The sequence below is a fragment of the Actinokineospora sp. genome (assembly GCF_052390155.1).
Lineage (GTDB): Bacteria > Actinomycetota > Actinomycetes > Mycobacteriales > Pseudonocardiaceae > Actinokineospora.
In genome coordinates this window covers 20,753-41,778 of record NZ_JBQTHF010000032.1, presented here as the reverse complement: position 1 = coordinate 41,778, position 21,026 = coordinate 20,753, and the positions used below count along the sequence as shown (strand labels likewise).

Below are 21,026 nucleotides of genomic sequence, written 5' to 3'. Positions count from 1 at the left end.
TGTGGCCCCGCGCACAGCGCGCTGTCAACAGGCGGACTACTACGATCGCACCCGTGACGATTCCGGTGCTGGTGGTCGCGGGGTTCCTCGGGTCGGGGAAGACCACCCTGCTCAACCATCTCCTGCGCGCGACGACCGGCCTGCGCATCGGCGTGATCGTCAACGACTTCGGCCGGATCAACATCGACGCGATGACCGTCGCCGCCCAGGTCGACTCGATGGTCACCCTCGGCAACGGGTGCCTCTGCTGCGCGGTGGACGTCGAGGACCTGGACGAGATGCTGGGCAGGCTCGCCAAGCCGGACGCGCCGGTCGACGTGATCGTCATCGAGGCCAGCGGTCTGGCCGAGCCGCCCGCGATGGTCCGACTCGTGCTCGGCAGCACCAACCCGCATATCGGGTACGGCGGCCTGGTCGAGGTCGTCGACGCCGCCGAGTTCGAGTCGACCCGCGAGCGGCATCCCCAGCTCGACAAGCACCTGCGGTACGCGGATCTGGTGGTACTCAACAAGATCGACCGCGTAGCCACCCATGATCGGGTGCTGGCGCTCGTGCGGGACCTCGCGGGTGGCGTGCCGGTTGTCGCGACCGAGCACGGGCGGGTGGACCCGGGCCTGCTGTTCGACCCGGTCGACCGGCCTGCACGGCACCAACTGTCCTTTGAGGACTTGATCGAGCCCGAGCCGCATCTGCACGCGGGCTACGAGAGTGTCGAGTTCACCAGCGCGGAACCGATGAACCCGTTGCGGTTCATGGACTTCCTGCACGGAAGGCCGGCGGGGCTGTATCGGATGAAGGGGGTTGTCGTCGTCGGGGACCAGCGGTTGCGCCTGCACACCGTGGGCGCCCAGGTCCGCTTCCACCGCGACGCCCACGGCGACACGACCCGGCTGGTGATGATCGGCGCGGGGTTGGATGGGGCGGCGTTGATCCGGGACCTGCGCCAGGCCACGGAATCCGATCCGGCAGGCGTCGATCCGCTCGCCCTGCTGTCGGTCACCCGCTACCTCGTGGACTGATCACCGCGATTGGGGCAGCGTCACCGATCCCGGCTTGGCGGCGGGCGCCGACGACGGCGGCACGACCGGCCCGATGTCCCCGTCCGGCGCCTCGTCCAGGTCGACGATCACCGGGGCGTGGTCGCTGGGCCCGGTGCCCTTGCGCGCGTGCCGGTCCACCCACGCCGCCCGCACCCGACCAGCGACCGGGGCGGTGGCCAGCACCAGGTCGATCCGCATCCCCAGGTTCTTGTGGAACATGCCCGCCCGATAGTCCCAGTAGGTGAAGACCCGCTCGGTCGGCCACCGGTCGCGCACGACATCGCGCAGGCCGAGCGCCCGCAACTCGGCCAACGCCGCCCGCTCCGGCGCGGTGACGTGGGTCTGGCCGACATAGGCGTCCGGGTCGAACACGTCGGCGTCGGTCGGCGCGATGTTCACGTCCCCGCACACAACCGCAGCCACCGGACCCGCCCGGACCACCTCGTGCAGCGCGGCCAACCAGGCCAGCTTGTAGCGATAGTGCTCGGAATCCGGCTCGCGCCCGTTCGGCACGTACACCGAGTGCACCCGGACCCCGCCGCAGGTCGCGGCCACCGCCCGCGCCTCGGGATGCGGGAACCCGGGCGCGCCGTCGACCCCGACCACAACGTCGTCCAGCCCCACCCGGGACAGGATCGCCACCCCGTTCCACCGCGGCTCGCCGCTGACCGCCGCCGCATAGCCGCGCCGGTCGAGCTCGGCGCCGAGCACCTCGGCGAACGCGTCGTCGGCCAGCTTGGTCTCCTGCAGGCAGACGACATCGGGCCGCCGCTGGTCGAGCCACGGCAGCAGCCGCGGCACCCGCTGCTTGACCGAGTTCACATTCCAGGTCGCTACCCGCACCCGACCACGGTAGCCGCGACCACCGACAGTTTCACTGGCCTGCCGCGGCGTACAGGCCGCGCAGCGCCTCGCGGGCCTCGCTCGCCACCGAGGTGTCAGGATGGTCGGCGGCGATCACGTCGAGCAGGTCGAACCGGTCGGCGTGCTCGATCTGGACCAGCACCCGGACGAAGCCGAGCTGGTCGGGCACCGGGAGGGTAGTCAGCTCGTCGATGAGCAGGTCGTGCTCGTGCAGCGCGGCGAAGTTGTCGACGAACGCGAGCAGCATCTCGTCCTCGCTGGGCACCTTGTCGTCCAGCGCGGAATGCCGGACCAGCCACGCCGTGGCCACCGCGCCGACCAACCCGCCCGCCGCCCGCAGCCGGTGCGCCTCGGCGACCCCGGGGTCGCCGGTCCGCGCCAGCCCGGTCAGCGCGAGCAGCCGCAGCGACGGCGACGGGGCCCGCGCGCAGAACTCCGCCAGCTCCACCGAGGCCACCCCGGGATCACGCGCCTCGACCCACGCCGCCAGACCCACCTCGGCCAACTCGGGCGGCGCGGTCAGCAGCGCGGCACCCACCGCGTCGATCGGCTCCCCGGCGAGTTCGTCGGCGGCGGGCGCGGCGATGCCGTGGGTCAGCAGGATCTCCCGGACGCCCCACATGCCCAGCGGCGTCAACCAGACCAGCGTCATGTCCGGCTCGTCATTCCCGGACAACTCGCTGAGCCGCTCCCGCGCGACGGGGTCGTCGGTCATGCCGGAGTCGAACGCCCCCAACGACTCCAGCACCTCGATCACCCTGGTCAGGTCGCGCCGCCAACGCAGCTCGCGGGCCTCGGTGACCGGGCCGTCCTCGACCCGGCCTGCCATCACCTCGCGGTGGATCTCGGCCAGCAACTCCACCGGAACGGGCGCGCCACCCGAGGTGTAAAGGGTCAGCCAGAGGCTCGACACCACGGCCGGGAACACGTCGGCGACCATCGGCTCCTGGTGCTCGTCGGTCGGCGGGCACACCGCGCGCCCCACCGCGTCGAACGACGACAGCGTCCGCTGCCACAGATCCCGCGGCCGGTCCAGGAAGCCCGCGGAACTCTCGATCGGCACGAACTGGCCATCCTCGACCCGAACGAAAAGGCCGGCCTTGGCCCAGGCCACCACCAGAGGCAGCTCCGGGACGTCCAGCTCGGCGAGAGCCTCATCGGTCGCCGCCCGACCCGCACCCACCCACGTCACGAACGCGTGCACCCTGGCGGCCATCGGGCTCGCCGCCGCCGCGGCCACCAGCTCCTCGGTCGAGGCCAGGAGGACCAACGGCAGCGGCGGCGCGGCGGCGTCCCCGGCGTCATCATCCGACCGGCGCCGGTCGATCTCGGCCAGCACCTCCTGGTCGACCGCGATCTCCCCCGCGTCCACCGCGGTCAGGAACCGGCGCACGGCGTCCTCGTTCTGCGGATCGACCAGGTTCTCCGCCATCCGCGTCGCCCAGAACTTCGCGAGCCCGAAGTTGCGCTCGTCCACCATCGCCGACTCGAACGCGTCGGCCTGCCGGTCGATCTCGGTGTGCAACTCCGCGACCGGGACTTCGTCGCCGGAAGACCGCAGCGCCAGGAAGTCGACCAACTCGTGCAGCGTGGCGAGCACCCGCGGGCGCTCGGCCTGCGCCATCGTCACCCGGCACGGGAACCAGTCGGTCATCAGCACGCGGACATCCCGCGCCGCCCACCCGCCGAACTCCCCCGCCACGTCATACCGGTAGTCCAGCGCGACCTCGGCGACGAACGGGTCCGCGTCCGCGCCGCGCTCGACGACCCAGCTCACGAACCCGTTCACCAGCCTGTCCCGCGCGATCTCGAACCGCTCGTGGTCACCGGGGTGGACTCTGGTCGCCATTTGCGTCACTGTCCCTCATGGGTCGCCGCACGCGTGAACGATCCGCGCCAAGGCATTGTCCGCTCAGCAGCCGCCTTGAGCCAAGTGGGACTCCCACGGCCACCGAGCGTCCCGGCCCGCCTCCACCAGGCCGATCTGGGCGAAACTCGCGTCGGTCAGCCCGCCGAACGTGTGCCGGTTCGCGCCGCCGGACGGGGCGTGGCCGAGTCGGTACCCGGCGAGATTCCAGGTGTAGAGCGGCATCTCGCGCGGCACGGTGCCACCGACGTCGCCGGTCGACTGCTCGTCGGTGAGGACGACCAGCCGGTCGTGGTGGCGCGCGCTCAGGTGCTTGCGGATCGCGCCGGGGGTGTCGGTGCCGCCGCCGATGAAGTACCCGGCGCCCTTCCACCGCTCGACAGCCCGCAACAGCGACTCGCCGCGGCGCAGCCGGAACTCCTTGGTGCCCGATCCGCCCCAGTAGCCGTCGGAGAACGACACCACATCGGCGCGGTGGCAGCGCATCGCCAGCGCGAGCCCGAACACCGTCGCCGCGTCCCACCGCATCAGCGCACCGTCCCGGCTGAAACTGCCGTTCATCGACCCGGACGTATCGACCAGGATCAGCGTCCGACCAGCCAACTCGGGCACGTTGGCCAGCGACGCGGTGAGCGCCTTGTCCAACGCGTGCCCCCACCGCAACGACGGCGCGGCGCGGTAGGCGGACAGGAACCGCATCGGAAGCTGCCGCGACCGGGCCACCTGGGCCGGGTCCGCGAGGCGCGCGGCAACGGACTCGGCGACCTCGTCGGACACGCCTGCCTGGTCGAAGTTCCGCAGGTTCCTGAGGCAGGCCATGTAACCCATGGTCGGGATGACGGCCTCCCACGCGGCCGCGTCCATCGGCCCCTGCAACCACCCGGCCAGCGCCTCCCACGTCATGCCCGCGCCGCGCAGCAGCCGCGCGGGGTCGTCGCGCAGGACCTCGCGGCGGCGCTCGACCGGCAGGGCCATCAGGTCCGCGCGGGCCCGCAGCAGCGCCAGCCGCTCGGGGATGGGGTTGTCGCGGTCGTGCCGGGTGTCGAGCGCGTGGGTGAACAGGTCACCCTGCCACGGCTCACGCGGGGACGGGTGGACGAGGTCGAGGACGTCGCCGAAACGGAAACCGCGGGCGTCGCTGTCGTACTTGAGCAGGGCACGCTCGTCGTAGAGCCGGGTCGCCGCGTCGGCGATACCGCGCTTGACCGGCTTGGGCACGGCGCGACCGTGCACCGACATCCAGTAGGCCAGCATCTCCCCCGGCTCGTCGGCGCGCTGCAGGACGGAATCGACCACCTGCCGGGACATGCCGTGCGCGCCCGCGTCGAGACGGGCCTTGGCGAACTCGGCGGCACCGACGAGCGACGCGGTACGCATGTTCGCGTCGGCGCGCAGCCAGCGCAGGAACCGGGCGGTCCACTCAGGATCGGCGAGCGTGGCGTCGTGGACGAGCCGCGCGTACCGATCGTCGCGATCGCCGCCGGGCTCGTAGAAGGTGTTCTCGCCGACCGTGTTCGACACCGCCAGCAGGAACAGCTCGCCACGCGCGTCGCGCGCGTACCCGGCGCCACCCTCATAGGTGCGGCTGGACGCGGTGCGCTCAGTGGTGACCGGCGAGCCGGTCGCGGATCGGACGCCGAACAAGTTGAACTTGGACACCCTCAACCCTTCCGGGAAGGGAAGCCGAAAACGTCGGATGCGGCCCGAGATCAGCGAGTCGGCGACGGTATCTTCTATTGCTCTGCCACTGAGCTACCGCCCTGATTCGGGCGGGCGGGACTCGAACCCGCGACCTATAGATTAGGAAGTAACCGTTACCTGCGCACCGGGCACATCCGACGTTTCGGCTCCCGAGATCGAAGTGGCCAGCGGTTCGGATTCATTTACAGTGAAGTAACCGCGGGCCGCGCACCGGGAGTGCGGTCGCAGCCTATCCGATCACTCGCGCCGACCGAACCGATTTACCCGAACCGCTAGAACCGCCCGCCGCCGCCGATCCGCCGGGAACTGCCCGCACCGCCGAACGAGCCGGGGCCGCGGCCACCGCCGCCCCCGCGTCCGCCGCGACTGCCCGCGCCGAACCCGCCGCGCAGCACGCTGTCGATCAGGATGCCGCCGAGGACCGCACCCGCGCTGTCGCCGAACGACGAGGGCGCGCTGCGCGTCTCCCACGCCCGCACGTCGGCCTGCGCGGCGGCCGCCGCGCGCGAGCCCAGGTCGGCGGCGGTCTGCGCGTGCCGCAGCGCTTGCGACGGGTCCGACGCGCGAAGCTGCCGAGCCGTGTCGAGGTGTCGCTCCGCCTCGGACAGCCGAGTCCGCGCCTCGGCCTCGACGGCGCCCCGGCGCGTGGCGACGAAGTCGGCGGCCGACGACACCTGCGCCGCCGCCGCGGTCAGCGCCTGGTCGACCTGCTGGGTCAGCCGTTTCTGGCTCTCCGCCGTCGCGATGGCCTTGTCGAGTTCGACGTCGGCCGCCGCGATCTCGGTGAAGCTGCCCAGCGGGTTGGTCGCCGCCGCGGCCTCCGCCCTGGCCAGCGCGGCCTCCGCGGCGGCCTTGGCCCGCGCGAGCGCCGGACCGCCGGAAGCTGCCAGTTCCGCGGCGGCGGCGATGTCTTTGCGCGCCTCATCGAGCGCGGCGGGCAGCGTGGCGATCGCGTGCCGGATGTCGTCGGCCGCGTGGTCGACCGCGTCGAGCAGCGTGCGGGCCTGCCCGACAGCGCCTTCAGCGGCCCGGATCGCCGCGACGGCCGGACCCTGCTGCCCCGCGGGCAGCGCGACGGCCGCGCGGCCCGCGGTGATGTTCTGGTCGGCGAACGCCAGCCGTTCCCGCGCCATGGCGACGTTGTCCCGAACCGGCGCGACAACGTCGGCGGGGAACTCGCCGACCACTTTCTCCAGCGCCACGGCCGAATCCGGTACGCGGACGGTGAGGCCGACCATCTCCTGGGTGAGCGCGTCGAGCCGCTGCGGGGCGTTGATCAGCAGATCGCGCAGGGCGTCGAACTCGGCGACACTGGCGTCGAGTTCCCGGTCGGCCTTGCCACAGCTACTGATCAGGTCGACCAGCAGATCACGCTGTTGATCGGCGGTCTCGTGGACATTGTCGTCGAGCCGCTGCCTGATCGAGAACGCGTGGGCCAACGCGTCTTTGGCTTTGCTGAATGCGCTCGCGAACGACCTGGTCGAATCGTCGCCGAATTCGCCGCGGGCCAGTTCGAGTTCCTCGGCACTGGTCCGCAGCGCGTTGTCCATCTCGACCAGCACTTCCCTGGACCGCTCGTCCAGCGCCGAAATCGGCAACGCGGCAAGCGCGGCCGTGTCATTCGGATCGATGTCGCGGGCCGCCTCGATACCCGCCTTCGCCCGCTGCCGTTTCTTCTTGCGCGAATAGAGCAGCACACCACCCGCCCCGACCACGACGACGGCGCCGCCGATCACCAGCGTGCGCACCGCGCCTGCGCCCACGGGGTTCATCGCACTGTCGAGGCTCCCCGCCGCCGCGACAGCCGCCGCACCCCAGTCGCCCTCGCGCAACGCCGGTTCGATGGCGTCGACCTGGAGGCTCTCGAACTCGGCGTCGGTGATCTGGTCGGGCAGTCCCGTCGAGAAGACGTTGTACTCCCGGTCGACGGTGGCCACGGCGAGCACGATGTCCCGGTCGCCGAGCGCGCTGATCCCCGCGGTGCGCTGGGTCCAGGTGGCGGCGTTCTGCCCACTGAAGTCGGCGACGTAGACCACCCAGAGCCGCAGCTTGCGCGCGGTGTAGAGCCCGTCGATGGCCGCCTGCACCTCGGCCCGCTGCCCGGCGTCGAGCGCCCGCACATTGTCCACGACCTGGTTCGGCAACCGGAACGGCGGATCCGCGGCAGCCGCCGCGGGCAGTACGACCAACGCCAGTGTAGTGACAGCCAGTGACCACCGAAGTGCCAGCGACGACGCGAAAGACATGGCGTGAATCTATCCGCTCCGCTTCCGCGCAGCCCGGCAGTCATGTGTCCTGGGTGGACAAACAGTGGGGCGGGTCGGGCTCGAACCGACGGCCAAGGGATTATGAGTCCCCTGCTCTGACCAACTGAGCTACCGCCCCGGACGTGACGGATCTTACTCAGGTCGCCCGACCGAGGAATACCTTGCAACTACGAAACCCCAGGTCGTCGACCTGGGGTTTTGGCTCCTCCAGCTGGACTCGAACCAGCAACCCTTCGATTAACAGTCGAATGCTCTGCCAATTGAGCTATGGAGGAAGGACACCCGTCGGGCCGTGGCCCAACGAGCCGTAACTCTAGCGCACGCTGTCGACCGGTTTCGCCGGGGTCCCGCGTGCGCACTGCGGCGGGCGGGTGTCCGGTAGGGAAGGATGGGTCGCACATCGAGACATGTGGAGGCGCACCGTGATGGGGTTCCTGGTGGGGGCCGGTGTCGGGTACATCCTCGGCGCTAAGGCGGGCCGTGGGCGCTACGACCAGATCGTGCGCACCTACCGCAAGATCGTCGATCATCCCGCGGTGCAGGGGGCCGCGGGGATCGCGCGGGCCAAGGTCGGTGAGCAGTTCGGCGCACGGTCGGGCCGGGGTTAGCCGCGGGCTCACGGTGTCCGCGCGACGAGGAAGACGCGGCGGAAGGGGAACCAGGTGCTGCCGTCCGCGCGGCGGGGGTACGCGGCGTTCAGGCGGGGCGCGAGCGTGGACCGGAAGTCCGCCCACTCGGCGTCGTCGAGGGCCGAGCGGATCGGGCGCAGTGCGGTACCGGTGATCCACTCCAGTACGGCGTCCGCACCGTCGAGGCGCTGCAGGTAGGTCGTCTCCCAGGCGTCGACGTCGCAGCCGGAGGCCGCGAGGAGTTCGGCGTAGCCCTCCGGGTCGAGCACGGCGTCCTCCTCGCGCAGCCGCACAGGTTCGAGGCGGTCGCGCCAGGTCCGCTCCCGCACCAGTGCACGCACCAGGGCGTGTGACGGGGCGGCGAAGTTGCCGGGCACCTGGATCGCCAGCCACGCGCGCGAGGGCAGTCGGTCGGCCCACCGGCGGAGCAGGTCGGGATGGTCGGGCACCCATTGCAGTGCGGCGTTGCTGATCACGACGTCGGTTCGCTCGTCGGGGTTCCAGTCGTGGATGTCCGCCACGTGCGCCGCCACTGCCCGCTCGCGCGCTGCGGCCACCATCTCCGGCGACGAGTCGATCGCGACATGGTCGGCGTTCGGCCAGCGCTGAAGCAGCGTCTCGGTCAGGTTTCCCGGCCCACAGCCGAGGTCGACGACCCTGCGCGGCGCCTCGGCCTGGACCCGGGCGACGAGTTCGAAGAACGGACGGGCCCGCTCGTCACCGAAGTTCAGGTACTTCGCGGGGTCCCACATGGCGCCTCCCAAGCAAACAGTACGTGCGTACTGGTACCTTAGCGCTCTCCGGGTTCGGCGAGACCGATCGCCTCGGCGACCTTCGCGGCGACCTCGGCCGCGACCAGTCGCACCGCGTCGAGGTCGGTGCCCTCGTCCGGCCGAACCTGCAACACCACGCCGTCACGGCCCGGCACCTTGCGCTGGACGAACCAGGCTCCCCCGTGCGGCAGTTCCCGGTGGTGCCGTGAGCGGATGGACCCCGTGACCCGCTGGTGCACCACCTGCGGGAGCTTGCCGGGCACCGCAACGACGATCTTGCGCGGCGGCAGGTCGGACAGCAGGACGGCGTCGCCCGCGGGCTCCGACACCTCGGCCTCGGTGATCAGGAACGCACCACCGCCCCACGTCGCCTTGGAGATCAGGTGCCACCCGATCCGCCGCGCCCCCTCGCCCTCAGGCACCCACAACCCGGTGGACGTCGCGACGAGGTGTCCACCACCCCGCACCTCACCCACCGCCACCACAGCCTCGTCGGCGTCGAGCCTGCCCGGGAATCCCTTGGGCACACCGCTGCCCAACAGCCTGCCGAGAAACCCGCTCACTCCAGACCTCCAGCCACCCGCATGCCGTGGACGGTGCCCACGAAACCCTGGGGATCGCGCGGAAACCCGCTCACAGCGCCAGTCCCCCACCCGCTTGCGGGCCGCCGAGCGAGCACACGAAACCCCTGAAGTTGCTCATTTCCTGGTCCCTGTCCACCCGCTTGGCCCGCGAACCCACTGGAACTGCTGAGAAACCCGCTCAATCGAGACCCCCGGCCGCCTGCTTTCCGAGTGCCTTGTACCACTCCTCCATCGCGACCAAGTCCCCCCAGAGCGCGCGGGCCTCCTCCGGGTTGTCCACAGGGGACACCCGCTGCAGCCGCGACTTGATCTCCGCGATCTGTCGCGCGACCAGTTCCCGTTGCAGCGCAGCGAGAATCGCCGAGGCGTAGCGCTCCGCCGCCGCGTTCTTGTTCGGCAGCGGCATCGGTTCGACCGCGAGTTCGCTCACCAGCGTCCGCACGGTCGGCTCCGCGCAGTTCTTGCCGACGGCCTCCAGCAGCTCCGCCCCGCCCAGTCCGCTGGCGGTCCCGCCCGCGTCCAGCACCGCGCGGTGCAGCGCCGCGTACGCGGGGTGGGTGAACACGTCGGCGGGCATCGAGTCGTACATCGGCCCGGCCAGGGCGGGCTCCTGCAGCGCCAGCTTGAGCACCTCGCGCTGGGCGTTGAGCCGGGGGTCGCGCGGGTTCGGCCGGGGCAGGCCCTGGACCTCGACGGCGAGCGCGGCCTGGTTGGGGTCGACCGGCCGGGTCCGCCGGGTCTGCACGACGCCGCCCGCGCTCTCCCGGACGCGACGCACCACGGTGGCCATGTCCTCCCAGCCGACCCAGCCCGCGAGCTGGCGGGCGTACTCGTCGCGCAGCGAGTGGTCCTTGATCCGCGCGACCATCGGCACGGTGCGGCGCAGCGCGTCCACCCGCCCCTCCGCGGTGTCCAGGTCGAGCGCGGCGAGTTCGGCGCGGATGGCGAAGGCGAACAGCGGCTGCCTGCGCGCGACGAGATCGCGCACGGCGACCTCGCCCTTGGCCTGACGCAGCTCACACGGGTCCATACCGTCCGGCGCGGTCGCGATGAACGTCTGCGCGGCGAACTCCTGGTCGTCGTCGAACGCCTTGAGCGCAGCCTTCTGCCCGGCCTCGTCCCCGTCGAAGGTGAAGATCACCTCGCCGCGGAAGGCGTCGTCGTCCATGAGCAGCCTGCGCAGCACCCGGATGTGGTCGACGCCGAACGCGGTGCCGCACGACGCCACCGCCGTCAGCACGCCGGACGCGTGCATGGCCATGACGTCGGTGTAGCCCTCGACCACGACGACCTGGTGGCGCTTCGCGATCTCCCGCTTCGCCATGTCGAGGCCGAACAGCACCTGGGACTTCTTGTAGATCGGACTCTCGCTGGTGTTGAGGTACTTCGCCTGGACCTGGTCGTCGTCGTGCAGCCTGCGCGCGCCGAAGCCCACGACGTCGCCGCCGATGTCCTTGATCGGCCACAGCAGCCTGCGGTGGAACCGGTCGATCGGCCCCTGGCGCCCTTCCTTGGCCAGCCCGGCCTTGATCAGCTCCTGGACCTCGAACCCGCGGCCGAGCAGGTTTTTGGTGAGCTTGTCCCAGCCCGCCGGCGCGTAGCCGCAGCCGAACGTCGCGGCCGCGGCCTGGTCGAACCCGCGCTCGGCCAGGAACTCGCGCGCCTTGACGGCATCCGGCCCGCGCAACTGCTCGGTGTAGAACTCGGCCGCGGCCTTGTGCGCGTCGACCAGGCGCGAGCGGGTGCCGCGGTCGCGCTGGACGCTCGTGCCGCCGCCTTCGTAGGTCAACTGCAGGCCGACCCGCTCCGCGAGCCGCTCGACCGCCTCGACGAACGACAGGTGGTCGATCTTCATCACGAAGGCGATGACGTCGCCGCCCTCGCCGCAGCCGAAGCAGTGGAACGTGCCGTGCGTCGACCGCACGTTGAACGACGGCGACTTCTCGTCGTGGAACGGACACAGCCCCTTGAGCGACCCGCCGCCCGCGCGGCGCAGCGCCACGTACTCGCCGACGACGTCGTCGATCCGGCTGCGCTCCCGAACCTGAGCTATGTCGCTTTCCCGGATTCGCCCCGCCACAACGGACGAGTCTAGGCGCGCACCCCAGGGGTCGGTCGGTCGGTCACTACGATGGCCGAGTGACCGTCAGCGAAGCCGCATTGGCCGAGCGCTTCACCGAGCACCGCGCGCACCTGCTCGGCGTCGCCTACCGACTCACCGGCACCCTGACCGACGCCGAGGACGCCGTGCAGGAGTCCTGGCTGCGACTGTCCGGTGTGGACGAACCGACGCGCGCGGGCATCCGCGACCTGCGCGGCTGGCTGACCACCGTGGTCGGCCGCATCTGCCTGGACCGGCTGCGCTCGGCCGCGGTCCGACGCGAGAGCTACGTCGGCCCGTGGTTGCCCGAGCCCGTGGTCACCCCGTTCGGCACGCCGCCCAACGACGACCCGCTGGAGGCCGTGGTCCGCGACGACGGCGTCCGAATGGCCGCGCTCGTGGTGCTCGACAAGCTCACCCCGGAGCAGCGCGTGGCGTTCGTGCTGCACGACGCGTTCGGCGTGCCGTTCACCGAGATCGCGGCCACGTTGGGCTGCGCCGACACCGCCGCCCGCCAACACGCTTCCCGCGGCCGGCGTGCCGTCGCCCAGGCGGACCCGCCGCCGCGGGTCGCGCTCGCCGAGCAGAGCGAGTTCGTCGAGCGCTTCCTCGGCGCCATCGCCGCAGGCGACCTGACGCGAGTCGTCGCGCTGCTGCACCCGGACGCCGTGCTCATCGGCGACGGCGACGGCAAGGCACCCACCGCGCGCAGGCACGTCGTCGGCCCGGACAAGATCGCCCGCTTCCTGCTGGGACTGCTGCAGATGTACGGCGAGCGCTCCGTCGGCGCGGGCGAACTGGTGCTGGTCAACGGCGACCTCGGGATGCGGATGCCCGACCTCCCCGGCGACGACACCCACCGCGAACTGACCCGCCGGGTCACTACGTTCGCGATCCGCGACGGCAGGATCGCCGCGATCTACGACGTGGTGAACCCGGACAAGCTGACCCGCGTCACGGGGTAGGGATCCGGCAGGCGTCGCCTGAGGTGAAGCCTTGGTCGGTGATGCCCATCGCGCTGTTCATCCGGGCACGCATGTTCTCCAGGCCGACCTGGTAGGTCAGTTCGATCACTCCTTTCTCGCCGAACGCGTCCTTCAGTTCGGCGACCTGCTTGTCGGTGACGCTGACCGGGTTGGTGGTCATCGCGTCGGCGTAGGCGATGGCGAGGCGTTCCCCCGCGCTGTAGGCATCCGATTCGGCGTAGTTGTCGATCTCCTTCAGTCGGTCGATGTCGAGCCCGCCGTGGCGCTGCAGCATGGTGCCGAAGTCGACGCACCACGAGCAGGCCAACTGTTGGGCGACGCGATACACCGCCAACTCCCGGACATTGGCGGGCAGCGCCTGGGACGCCCGCTCGACCGCCAACTCGTGCCGACCGTTGGCGATGAGCAGCTTGCGGTGGTGGGCCACCACGGTGACCGGCTCAGGCACGGCTCCGTACCTTCGCCGGGCGAACCAGTACACCGTGCGCAGCAGCGGACCGGCTTGCTTCGTGGTGACCCCGGTGATGCGCGGCATGCCTATCTCCTCGTGTCCGGGCCCGATCCGGGCCGTTCACGATGAGGACGAACCATCACCCGAGGGTGTGACAGGCCCCGTCAGGACGGGTCTGTGATCCGCGCCACGAAGTACACCGCCCCGCTGCCCGTGTGCCGGACCAGTAACAGGAACGGTCGGTCGACGGCGACGACCACCGGTTCGGCGGGCATGGACAGCAGGCGCATCATCACGGCCGTCGCCGCCGCGCCTTCGAGGCCCTGCTCGTCGATCTTGAGCACCGACTCGTGCAGGACCGCCTGCACGGCCAGCGAGTTCGGACTGATCCCACCCAGGTCGGCCTGCTCGCCGAAGACCGTGCGCACACCCAGCGCGTTCAGCGACATCGTCAGCTCGGCCTGAGTGGAGACCTTGAGCCTGGGCAGGTGCAGCGCCACCTGCCGGGACTCGGGCGCGTCGAGCAGCGCACCCAGCGACTCGCCGGTCAGCCCCGGCTCGGCGTCCGCGAGGTCGCCGTCCGGGAGCAGGACAACCGCCTCGACGCCGCCGACGGCGGGCAGGCTGACGACCTGCCACCCGTTGACGGCGGCGTATCCGACGCTCTCGTTCAGCGCCATCGTGGGCACCTCGACCGTCCCCGCCCCGGTCTGGAACGGCTTCGGTTCCGTCGCCCCCTCGCTGAACCTGTTGCGCCACGCGCACTTCAGGTACAGCGCGTTGACCAGCGCGGACACCGTGTCGTGGCGGATGGTGCCCTCCGCCAGCAGTTCGGGAATCAGCTTCCTGGTGGTCTCCGCGACGTCCGCGTTGATCATGGCGCGGGCCTTCTCCGGCTCGGTCCGAAACGGCGCGGTGCGCACCGAGCCGTCGGACCAGCGCGACAGTTCGCCGGTGAAGGACTCCTCGATCGTGATCGTCTCGTCCGTCCAGAGCGTGTTGGACACGGCGACGGCGGGCTCGTCGTCGTCTGGACCGGCCTTCGTCAGCTCGGCGGCCCCGGCGAGCAACGGCGTCAGCTCGTCGAGGTCGCCGAGCAGGGAGACGAGCTCCGCACGGGTCTCACCGCGCGCTCCATGGGCCAGCAGCCCGAGAGCGCTCGCCACGGAGAACGGCGACCAGCACACTTGCTCGCGCGGATCGGCCGCGAGAGCACGGTGCAGGGCGAGGGTGAAATCCAAGTGCGTCACTGCTGACTCCCCGACTGGTGATGTCCGTGAGTCGAGTGTGCCGGCTCAGCGGACGGAGCCTCGGCGGTTATCCACAAGCACCGTGTGCCACACCAGAGCCTGGGCGTCGGTCAGCGACGCCACCTGGTCGATGACCACACGGAACCGGCGGGCGTCGTCGGGCGCGGCGTGCCAGGCGGGCTGGAAGGCGGGCTCCAGGGCCTGCGGCGCGCGCTTGGCGATCGTGGCCACCAGCCTGCCGATGAGCGCGCGCTGCCGAGTCTGCAGGGCCAACCGGTCCGGGTCGCTCATCACATACCGGACAGCCATGGCCTTGAGCAGCGCGACCTCGGCGGCGACCCGGTCGGGCACCACCAGGTCGGCGGCGTACCTGGTCAGCGGGCCGTCGCCGTGCACCAGGCGGGTCTCGGTCACCGCGGCCGACGCGAACCGGCCTACCAGCTCACTGGTGAGCCTCTTGAGCGCGACCTGAGCCCCGAGGGTCCCGTCGTAGTCCCGGGCAGCCAGGTCCGCGACTACCGGCAACGCCAACAGCACTGTCGCGGCCTCCTCCAAGGCGGACACCGGCTCATCGGAGAAGTGTTTGGCGGCCAACTCGGCGACCACCGCGCGCTCGGTCCGGTCGGCCAGCGCGCCCAGGGTGATCCGCCCGGACCGCATGCCGTCCTCGACGTCGTGCACGGAGTACGCGACGTCGTCTGCCCAGTCCATCACCTGCGACTCGATGCACCGGCGGCGCCCCGGACAGCCCTCACGCATCCACCTGAACACCGGCACGTCGTCGTCGTAGGCGCCGAACTTCGCGATCCCGGCACGGTGCGGCCACGGGTACTTGGTGGACGCGTCCAGCGAGGCACGGGTCAGGTTCAAACCGTGCTCGGTGCCGTCCGCGCCGAGAACCTTCGGTTCCAGCCGGGTGAGGATGCGCAGCGTCTGCGCGTTGCCCTCGAAACCGCCGCAGTGCTGGGCGGCCTCGTCGAGCGCCTGCTCGCCGTTGTGGCCGAAGGGCGGATGGCCGATGTCGTGGGCGAGTCCGGCGGTGTCCACTATGTCCGGGTCGCAGCCCAACTCCTCGGCGATGCCGCGGCCGATCTGGGCGACTTCGAGGGAGTGCGTAAGCCGGGTCCGCGGGATTCCGTGCACCTCGGAGCCCTCGTTCGGGCCGACGACCTGCGTCTTGCCCGCGAGCCTGCGCAGGGCGGCGGAATGCAGGACACGGGCGCGGTCGCGGCTGAACGGCGTGCGGACCGCAGGCCACGATCCCGGCAGGGCGGCGCCCTTCGGGGGTTCGGCGAACATCCGGTCGCCGTCGTGGTCGGTATAGCCGGGACTCACAGAAAGAGCCTACGTGCCGGACGGCTCAGCCGACTTCTTCGTCGATGGCAATCCGATCGGCCGAGGCGTTGGTCGCGCGGTAGTAGAGCAGCGCGACGGTCTCGCGCAGGATGTAGCGGGCCTGGGTCTCGCGGGTCTGCACGATCGGACCGGAGTGCGTCGGAGAGGTCCAGGCGTCGAGCCCGGCGTCCTTGGCCATGGTGCGCGCGCGCAGCGAGTGCCAGGGGTCGCTCACGATCACGGCGGACTCCCAGCCGCGCCCCTTGACCTCGGCCGCGACCGCCTGCAGCGTGCCGAGGGTGTCGTTTCCCTCGCCGACCTCGATGACCTTGTCGCTGGGTACACCGCGGTCCACCAGCCACTTGCGGCCTGCCTCGGCCTCGGTGAACCGGTCGCCCTCGCGCCTGCCCCCGCCGGTCACCACGTAGTCGGCGACACCCTCGTCATAGAGCGCTTTCGCCTGGCGGAGTCGTGCTTCGAGCACCTTGGAAGGCTTGCCCGCGTACTGCGCCGCGCCGAGCACGACAACGACGTCCGCGTGGTCGCGGTCGTCGATCCGAGCGACCTGCCACACGCGGAACGCGGTGCCGCCGACGACGAGCATGCCCATGAGCACAAAGCCGAGGAACAGCCTGCGCAGGAACCGACGAACCGGGTGGGGGTGGGGTGGCACGGTTCTGCATCCTTCCAGAAACACGGCGGTCGGGCGGCACGGTACGCGACCAGTAAGACGTTTCCGGCCCGAATCCGTTGCCGCCGAGCCGAGTTGTCCACATTGGCCGAAACCATCCACAGTTCGAACGACCCCCTGGCGCACTCCCGCAACCACCGGTTTGCTCGAAGCCATGGAAACAAATCGAGCACTCCTCGATCTCGACCGCCTGCCCAGTCTGTTCCCGCACGGCGTGGCCCGTGCCACGGAACTGGTCGCCCTCGGCCTGTCCGGTCACCACATCCGATCCCGCTGCGGGCCGAGCGGTCCCTGGCAACGGCTCCAGCCCGGCCTGGTCCTGCTGAGCGACGCCCCGCCGATCCGCACCCAGCGACTACAGGCCGCCCTGCGGGTCGTCGGCCCGACCGCGGTGGTGACAGGCCGCGAGGCGCTGTGGCTGCACGGTCTGCCGCTGCACTCGTTCGGCGCCATTCACCTGCTGGTGCCGGACGGCGAGCCGCGGCGGGCGGACGGCTCGATCACCGTCGAAAGCACCAGACGGCCACCCGATCCGCTGTGGCGCAAGGGTTTTCCGACCGCGCCGCTGGCTCGGGCGACGGTGGACGCCTGCAGGCGGATGCCGTCGGAGGGCGAGGTCCGCGTGGTGGTGATGGAGGCGGTGCATCGCGGCGGGCTGCCGTTGGACGCGATCCACGAAGAGCTGGCCAAGGGACCGACCAGGGGTACCGCGCTGCTGCGTCGCGTGCTGGCCGAGATCGATCGCGGCGTGCGCTTCGCCGGGACGCGCCTGGCGCGCGATCTGCTGCAGCGTGCCGGCCTGCCGCCGCCGCGCTGGGGAGTCCGGCTCAGCACCGGTGACGACGTGCACCTTGCGGTGGTGGACGCGTGGTGGGACGACCTCGGGCTCGTCTGGGACGCCGACATCCACCGGCCGTGGGCACCGCGCAGCGAGGAGTCCCTGTCGACCCGCGCGGCGCGACTGACCTCGGTCGGCGTCGTGACAGTGCACACGGCGCCCGGGCGGCTCCGCACGGACACGGCCGCCGTCGTGGACGAGGTGCGCGGGGCCTACCGGCTCGCGGCGGCCAGACCGCGACCAGAGGGGGTGGTGGCGAGCTGACCCGACCTCAGCAGCCGATGAGCTGGCCCGCCAGGTAGGACTCCAACCGGTCCAAGGACACCCGCTCCTGCGACATGGTGTCGCGCTCGCGGACCGTGACGGCGTGGTCGTTGAGGGAGTCGAAGTCGACGGTGACGCAGAACGGGGTGCCGATCTCGTCCTGCCTGCGGTAGCGCCTCCCGATGGCGCCCGCGTCGTCGAAGTCGATATTCCAGTGCTTGCGCAGCGCGTTGGCCAGGTCGCGGGCCTTGGGCGAGAGGTCGGCGTTGCGCGAGAGCGGCAGCACGGCGACCTTGACCGGCGCGAGCCTGCGGTCGAGGCGGAGCACGATCCGCTTGTCGACGCCGCCCTTGGCGTTCGGCGCCTCATCCTCGGTGTAGGCGTCGAGCAGGAACGCCATCATCGGTCGGCCGACACCTGCGGCGGGCTCGATGACGAACGGCCGGTAGCGGGAGTCGGTGGCCTGGTCAAAGTAGGACAGGTCCACCCCGGAGTGATTGGAGTGGGTGGTCAGGTCGAAGTCGGTGCGGTTGGCGATGCCCTCCAGTTCGCCCCACTCCTGGCCGCCGAACCGGAAGCGGTACTCGATGTCCACGGTCCGCTTGGAGTAGTGCGACAGCTTCTCCTGCGGATGTTCATAGACACGGAGGTTGTCCTTGCCGATGCCCAGATCGGTGTACCAGCGCATGCGCTCGTCGATCCAGTACTGGTGCCATTCGTCGTCCGTGCCGGGCTCGACGAAGAACTCCATCTCCATCTGCTCGAACTCGCGCGTGCGGAAGATGAAATTGCCGGGGGTGATCTCGTTGCGAAACGATTTGCCGATCTGACCGATGCCGAACGGCGGCTTGCGACGGGAGGTGGTCAGCACGTTCAGGAAGTTCACGAAGATGCCTTGGGCGGTCTCCGGGCGCAGGTAGTGCAGTCCCTCTTCGGTCTCCACCGGGCCGAGGTGGGTCTTGAGCATCATGTTGAACTCGCGCGGCTCGGTGTACTGGCCGCGGGTGCCGCAGTTCGGGCACGGCACGTCGGACAGGTCGTACTCAGGTGGGTTCGCCACCGAGTCACCTGCCACGTCCTCGCCGGTCCGGGCCGCGTACTCCTCGGCGAGCTGATCCGCGCGGAAGCGCTTGTGACAGGAGGTGCACTCGACCAGAGGGTCGTGGAAGGCGTTGACGTGCCCGGAGGCCGCCCACACTTGGCGCGGCAGGATCACCGACGAGTCGAGACCGACGACGTCGTCGCGACCCTGCACCATCGTGCGCCACCACGCGCGCTTGATGTTGTCCTTGAGTTCGACGCCGAGCGGGCCGTAGTCCCAGGCCGACCGCGTGCCGCCATAGATCTCACCGCACGGGTAGACGAAACCCCGGCGCTTGCAGAGACTGACGACGGTGTCGATCCGGTCGGCTGGCACTGACCCTCCATGCGGGGAACTCACAGGGCGGCGGAGACCCACAAGGGTAGTCCGCGGCACGGGACCACCCTGACCGGGGGATTCGCCGCGTGCACGGTCGATCACGGTGCGCTGCCTTGGGTCGAAGGATCGGCCTTTGACCTGGTCAGCGGGCAGTCGGGGGCAGGCGGTGCGCCGGCCAGCGGGCAGTCGGGGGCAGGCGGTGCGCTGGTCAGCGGGCAAGCAGCGGGGCTGTCGGCGGGCAATCCGTCAGGGCAGGCGGCGCAGGCCGGCCAGCGGGCAAGCGGCGGGCCGTCAGTGGGCTGTCGGGGCTGTCGGGGCTGTCAGCGGGCGGTGGCCGGGCCGCCTGCCTCGCCGATGCGGACGGTGGCCGCGTCGGCGGCGAGCAGGCTGGTGTGTTTGCGCACCGAACCGGGCTCGGCCTCGATGACGACCTCGTACGCGGCGGGCTCAGTCGAGTCGGCTTCGGCCAACAGCGAAATCACGTGTTCACGGACGTCGAAAGGAGACAGCGATTTGCGATAGGCGGAAACGGAGGCGAACTCCACGGTCAGCACCCAGGCCGACGCGGACTCGGTGGACCGCACCAGCAGGCCCCGACGGCACCCGGGTTGGGCCAGCAGCAGTTCGAGGGCGCGCTGGGCACGGGCGGTGAAGGGCTCCGGCTCGGCGACGGTGAACCTGGCGATCAACAGCACCCGGGGCGGCCTTTCAGACGTAGTGCGAGGATGCTGCACCGTAACCCAACCGATCGGGGAGGCACCGTGGCGCGATCGCGGTCACTGAAGGCACCACTGCTTGGCGGGCGGGGACCGCTGGCCAAGGTGCCGCCGGCGGTGGCGTTTCTCGTGGTCATCGCACTGTTCACGGCAGGCGTGCTGATCCGCGGGCCACTTGGCGCGGTGTTGCTCGGCATGCTGGCCGCTGGGGTCGGCGTGTTGCTGGCGGCGACGTGGCAGGTGTTGTCGCCGAGTCAGCGGTTCGGCCGCGCGCTGGTGTTCGCGACGCTGGTGGCCGTGCTGGTCTCCGTGCTGTGACGGAGGCGATTCGGCGCTGTCCACCGGAAACAGCCCGAGCGCCTAAGATGAACACGGTAACCATCACCCGGCGGGCATCTCGCCGTCGGGCAGCGAGGAGAGGACGACGTCGATCGTGACCTCGGAAGCCGCGTCGCACGAGCTGCGGGCAGCCGCCGAGCAGCACGAACACTCGCCTGACCGTCCTGCGGTGGTGCCGATTCATCGGCGCCCAGCCCACACCCTGAACGCCGCCGGAGACCTCTTACGCGCGCTCGCCGCGCCCGTGCGCATCGCCATCGTGCTGGAGTTGCGCGAGGCCGAGCGCTGCGTGCACGAGCTGGTCGAGATACTGGGCGTCGCCCAGCCGCTCATCAGCCAGCATCTGCGGGTGCTCAAGTCGGCCGGGGTCGTTTTCGGCGAACGGCACGGCCGAGAGGTCGTGTATCGCCTCGTGGACGAGCACCTGTCGCATATCGTCGTGGACGCAGTTGCTCACGTGGAGGAAGGCGACGCCCGGTGACGACGACCGACCGCTCCTCGGCGACCGTGCCTGGCAAACGCTCTACCCGCCAGCGGACGGCCGTCGCACAGCTTCTCGACCAGCTCGACGACTTCCGCTCCGCGCAGGAGTTGCACGAAGAGCTGCGCAAGCGCGGCGAGGGCATCGGGCTGACCACGGTCTACCGGACGCTCCAGTCGCTCGCGGACGCGGGCGAGATCGACGTCCTGCGGACCGACTCGGGCGAGGCGATCTACCGGCGCTGTTCGAGCCACCACCATCACCACCTGGTGTGCCGAACGTGCGGCCATACCGTCGAGGTGGAGGGCCCGGCCGTCGAGCGCTGGGCCGACCGGGTGGCGGCGGAGAACGGGTTCTCCCAGGTGAGCCACACCGTGGAGATATTCGGAACCTGCGAGCGCTGCAGCGCCTGAGGAACCGTCCGCCACT

At 70.7% G+C, this 21,026-nt stretch carries 20 protein-coding genes and 2 tRNA genes; 7 read left to right on the top strand and 15 right to left on the bottom strand.

Features of this window, described 5'->3' with window-relative positions:
* Positions 1 to 44 precede the first annotated feature (44 nt).
* Complete coding sequence (locus tag ACT4N7_RS13755) at positions 45 to 1,019, top strand: CobW family GTP-binding protein (RefSeq protein ID WP_444829098.1); 975 nt, start codon at positions 45 to 47, stop codon at positions 1,017 to 1,019.
* On the opposite strand, the gene ACT4N7_RS13750 is transcribed toward ACT4N7_RS13755, so the two are convergent.
* The 6 genes from ACT4N7_RS13750 to ACT4N7_RS13725 all read right to left on the bottom strand — a co-directional run bounded on the left by ACT4N7_RS13750 (position 1,020) and on the right by ACT4N7_RS13725 (position 8,014).
* A complete protein-coding gene (locus tag ACT4N7_RS13750) occupies positions 1,020 to 1,883 on the bottom strand; it encodes an exodeoxyribonuclease III (protein WP_444829084.1) in 864 nt (287 codons plus the stop codon). It lies immediately after the preceding gene.
* 31 nt (positions 1,884 to 1,914) lie between these two features.
* Positions 1,915 to 3,753 carry a hypothetical protein gene (locus tag ACT4N7_RS13745; protein ID WP_444829083.1) on the bottom strand — a complete coding sequence of 613 codons (1,839 nt, stop codon included), beginning with the start codon at positions 3,751 to 3,753 and terminating at the stop codon, positions 1,915 to 1,917.
* 63 nt (positions 3,754 to 3,816) lie between these two features.
* On the bottom strand, positions 3,817 to 5,430 hold the full coding sequence (locus ACT4N7_RS13740; RefSeq protein ID WP_444829082.1) for a TROVE domain-containing protein: 1,614 nt from the start codon (positions 5,428 to 5,430) through the stop codon (positions 3,817 to 3,819).
* 314 nt (positions 5,431 to 5,744) lie between these two features.
* Positions 5,745 to 7,718 (bottom strand): TPM domain-containing protein, encoded by a 1,974-nt coding sequence (locus tag ACT4N7_RS13735; RefSeq protein ID WP_444829081.1) that lies wholly within the window; start codon positions 7,716 to 7,718, stop codon positions 5,745 to 5,747.
* A 65-nt stretch (positions 7,719 to 7,783) separates the two neighbouring features.
* A tRNA-Ile gene (locus ACT4N7_RS13730) sits at positions 7,784 to 7,857 on the bottom strand.
* Between the two features lie 81 nt (positions 7,858 to 7,938).
* Positions 7,939 to 8,014, bottom strand: a tRNA-Asn gene (locus tag ACT4N7_RS13725).
* A 150-nt stretch (positions 8,015 to 8,164) separates the two neighbouring features.
* Between ACT4N7_RS13725 and ACT4N7_RS13720 the strand changes: the two genes are divergently transcribed.
* Complete coding sequence (locus tag ACT4N7_RS13720) at positions 8,165 to 8,347, top strand: hypothetical protein (RefSeq protein ID WP_444829097.1); 183 nt, start codon at positions 8,165 to 8,167, stop codon at positions 8,345 to 8,347.
* 8 nt (positions 8,348 to 8,355) lie between these two features.
* Here the strand turns inward: ACT4N7_RS13720 and ACT4N7_RS13715 are convergent, their stop codons facing one another.
* From ACT4N7_RS13715 to dnaG, 3 genes are all read right to left on the bottom strand, one after another.
* Positions 8,356 to 9,120, bottom strand: a complete 765-nt coding sequence (locus tag ACT4N7_RS13715; protein ID WP_444829080.1) for a trans-aconitate 2-methyltransferase — start codon at positions 9,118 to 9,120, stop codon at positions 8,356 to 8,358.
* A 38-nt stretch (positions 9,121 to 9,158) separates the two neighbouring features.
* Positions 9,159 to 9,704, bottom strand: coding sequence for a hypothetical protein (locus tag ACT4N7_RS13710; protein ID WP_444829079.1), 546 nt, complete (start codon positions 9,702 to 9,704; stop codon positions 9,159 to 9,161).
* A gap of 199 nt (positions 9,705 to 9,903) precedes the next feature.
* On the bottom strand, positions 9,904 to 11,805 hold the full coding sequence (gene dnaG / locus ACT4N7_RS13705) for a DNA primase (RefSeq protein WP_444829078.1): 1,902 nt from the start codon (positions 11,803 to 11,805) through the stop codon (positions 9,904 to 9,906).
* Positions 11,806 to 11,864: 59 nt separating this feature from the next.
* Between dnaG and ACT4N7_RS13700 the strand changes: the two genes are divergently transcribed.
* The gene (locus ACT4N7_RS13700) at positions 11,865 to 12,791 is read left to right on the top strand and encodes a sigma-70 family RNA polymerase sigma factor (RefSeq protein WP_444829077.1); all 927 of its coding nucleotides are present in this window, start codon (positions 11,865 to 11,867) and stop codon (positions 12,789 to 12,791) included.
* On the opposite strand, the gene ACT4N7_RS13695 is transcribed toward ACT4N7_RS13700, so the two are convergent.
* From ACT4N7_RS13695 to ACT4N7_RS13680, 4 genes are all read right to left on the bottom strand, one after another.
* Complete coding sequence (locus ACT4N7_RS13695) at positions 12,781 to 13,347, bottom strand: carboxymuconolactone decarboxylase family protein (RefSeq protein ID WP_444829076.1); 567 nt, start codon at positions 13,345 to 13,347, stop codon at positions 12,781 to 12,783. The two genes, ACT4N7_RS13700 and ACT4N7_RS13695, sit on opposite strands and share 11 nt — an antisense overlap.
* Before the next feature lie 80 nt (positions 13,348 to 13,427).
* Positions 13,428 to 14,513: a serpin family protein gene (locus tag ACT4N7_RS13690; protein ID WP_444829075.1), complete on the bottom strand. Its 1,086-nt coding sequence runs from the start codon at positions 14,511 to 14,513 to the stop codon at positions 13,428 to 13,430.
* A gap of 45 nt (positions 14,514 to 14,558) precedes the next feature.
* A complete protein-coding gene (locus tag ACT4N7_RS13685; protein WP_444829074.1) occupies positions 14,559 to 15,848 on the bottom strand; it encodes a deoxyguanosinetriphosphate triphosphohydrolase in 1,290 nt (429 codons plus the stop codon).
* 25 nt (positions 15,849 to 15,873) lie between these two features.
* Positions 15,874 to 16,458 (bottom strand): YdcF family protein, encoded by a 585-nt coding sequence (locus tag ACT4N7_RS13680; RefSeq protein WP_444829096.1) that lies wholly within the window; start codon positions 16,456 to 16,458, stop codon positions 15,874 to 15,876.
* A gap of 235 nt (positions 16,459 to 16,693) precedes the next feature.
* On the opposite strand from ACT4N7_RS13680, the gene ACT4N7_RS13675 reads away from it, so the two are divergent.
* Positions 16,694 to 17,641 (top strand): hypothetical protein, encoded by a 948-nt coding sequence (locus ACT4N7_RS13675; protein ID WP_444829073.1) that lies wholly within the window; start codon positions 16,694 to 16,696, stop codon positions 17,639 to 17,641.
* Positions 17,642 to 17,648: 7 nt separating this feature from the next.
* Here ACT4N7_RS13675 and ACT4N7_RS13670 read toward each other — a convergent pair whose 3' ends face one another.
* Positions 17,649 to 19,058 (bottom strand): glycine--tRNA ligase, encoded by a 1,410-nt coding sequence (locus tag ACT4N7_RS13670; RefSeq protein ID WP_444829072.1) that lies wholly within the window; start codon positions 19,056 to 19,058, stop codon positions 17,649 to 17,651.
* A 323-nt stretch (positions 19,059 to 19,381) separates the two neighbouring features.
* Entirely contained in the window at positions 19,382 to 19,756 is a 375-nt protein-coding gene (locus ACT4N7_RS13665) for an antibiotic biosynthesis monooxygenase (protein ID WP_444829071.1), read from the bottom strand.
* Positions 19,757 to 19,786: 30 nt separating this feature from the next.
* On the opposite strand from ACT4N7_RS13665, the gene ACT4N7_RS13660 reads away from it, so the two are divergent.
* The 3 genes from ACT4N7_RS13660 to ACT4N7_RS13650 all read left to right on the top strand — a co-directional run bounded on the left by ACT4N7_RS13660 (position 19,787) and on the right by ACT4N7_RS13650 (position 21,010).
* On the top strand, positions 19,787 to 20,095 hold the full coding sequence (locus ACT4N7_RS13660) for a DUF6703 family protein (protein ID WP_444829070.1): 309 nt from the start codon (positions 19,787 to 19,789) through the stop codon (positions 20,093 to 20,095).
* A gap of 190 nt (positions 20,096 to 20,285) precedes the next feature.
* Positions 20,286 to 20,597 carry an ArsR/SmtB family transcription factor gene (locus tag ACT4N7_RS13655; RefSeq protein ID WP_444829095.1) on the top strand — a complete coding sequence of 104 codons (312 nt, stop codon included), beginning with the start codon at positions 20,286 to 20,288 and terminating at the stop codon, positions 20,595 to 20,597.
* Positions 20,594 to 21,010 (top strand): Fur family transcriptional regulator, encoded by a 417-nt coding sequence (locus ACT4N7_RS13650; protein WP_444829069.1) that lies wholly within the window; start codon positions 20,594 to 20,596, stop codon positions 21,008 to 21,010. Before ACT4N7_RS13655 ends, ACT4N7_RS13650 begins: the two co-directional genes overlap by 4 nt.
* Positions 21,011 to 21,026: the final 16 nt, after the last annotated feature.

What these genes read in the sequence shown, in the direction of transcription:
- ACT4N7_RS13660 (WP_444829070.1), top strand. Translation starts at nt 19,787, where the DNA reads ATGCTGCACCGTAACCCAACCGATCGGGGAGGCACCGTGGCGCGATCG.
- ACT4N7_RS13745 (WP_444829083.1), bottom strand. Translation starts at nt 3,753, where the DNA reads ATGGCGACCAGAGTCCACCCCGGTGACCACGAGCGGTTCGAGATCGCG.
- ACT4N7_RS13675 (WP_444829073.1), top strand. Translation starts at nt 16,694, where the DNA reads ATGGAAACAAATCGAGCACTCCTCGATCTCGACCGCCTGCCCAGTCTG.
- ACT4N7_RS13720 (WP_444829097.1), top strand. Translation starts at nt 8,165, where the DNA reads ATGGGGTTCCTGGTGGGGGCCGGTGTCGGGTACATCCTCGGCGCTAAG.
- ACT4N7_RS13695 (WP_444829076.1), bottom strand. Translation starts at nt 13,347, where the DNA reads ATGCCGCGCATCACCGGGGTCACCACGAAGCAAGCCGGTCCGCTGCTG.
- ACT4N7_RS13715 (WP_444829080.1), bottom strand. Translation starts at nt 9,120, where the DNA reads ATGTGGGACCCCGCGAAGTACCTGAACTTCGGTGACGAGCGGGCCCGT.
- ACT4N7_RS13680 (WP_444829096.1), bottom strand. Translation starts at nt 16,458, where the DNA reads ATGGGCATGCTCGTCGTCGGCGGCACCGCGTTCCGCGTGTGGCAGGTC.
- ACT4N7_RS13735 (WP_444829081.1), bottom strand. Translation starts at nt 7,718, where the DNA reads ATGTCTTTCGCGTCGTCGCTGGCACTTCGGTGGTCACTGGCTGTCACT.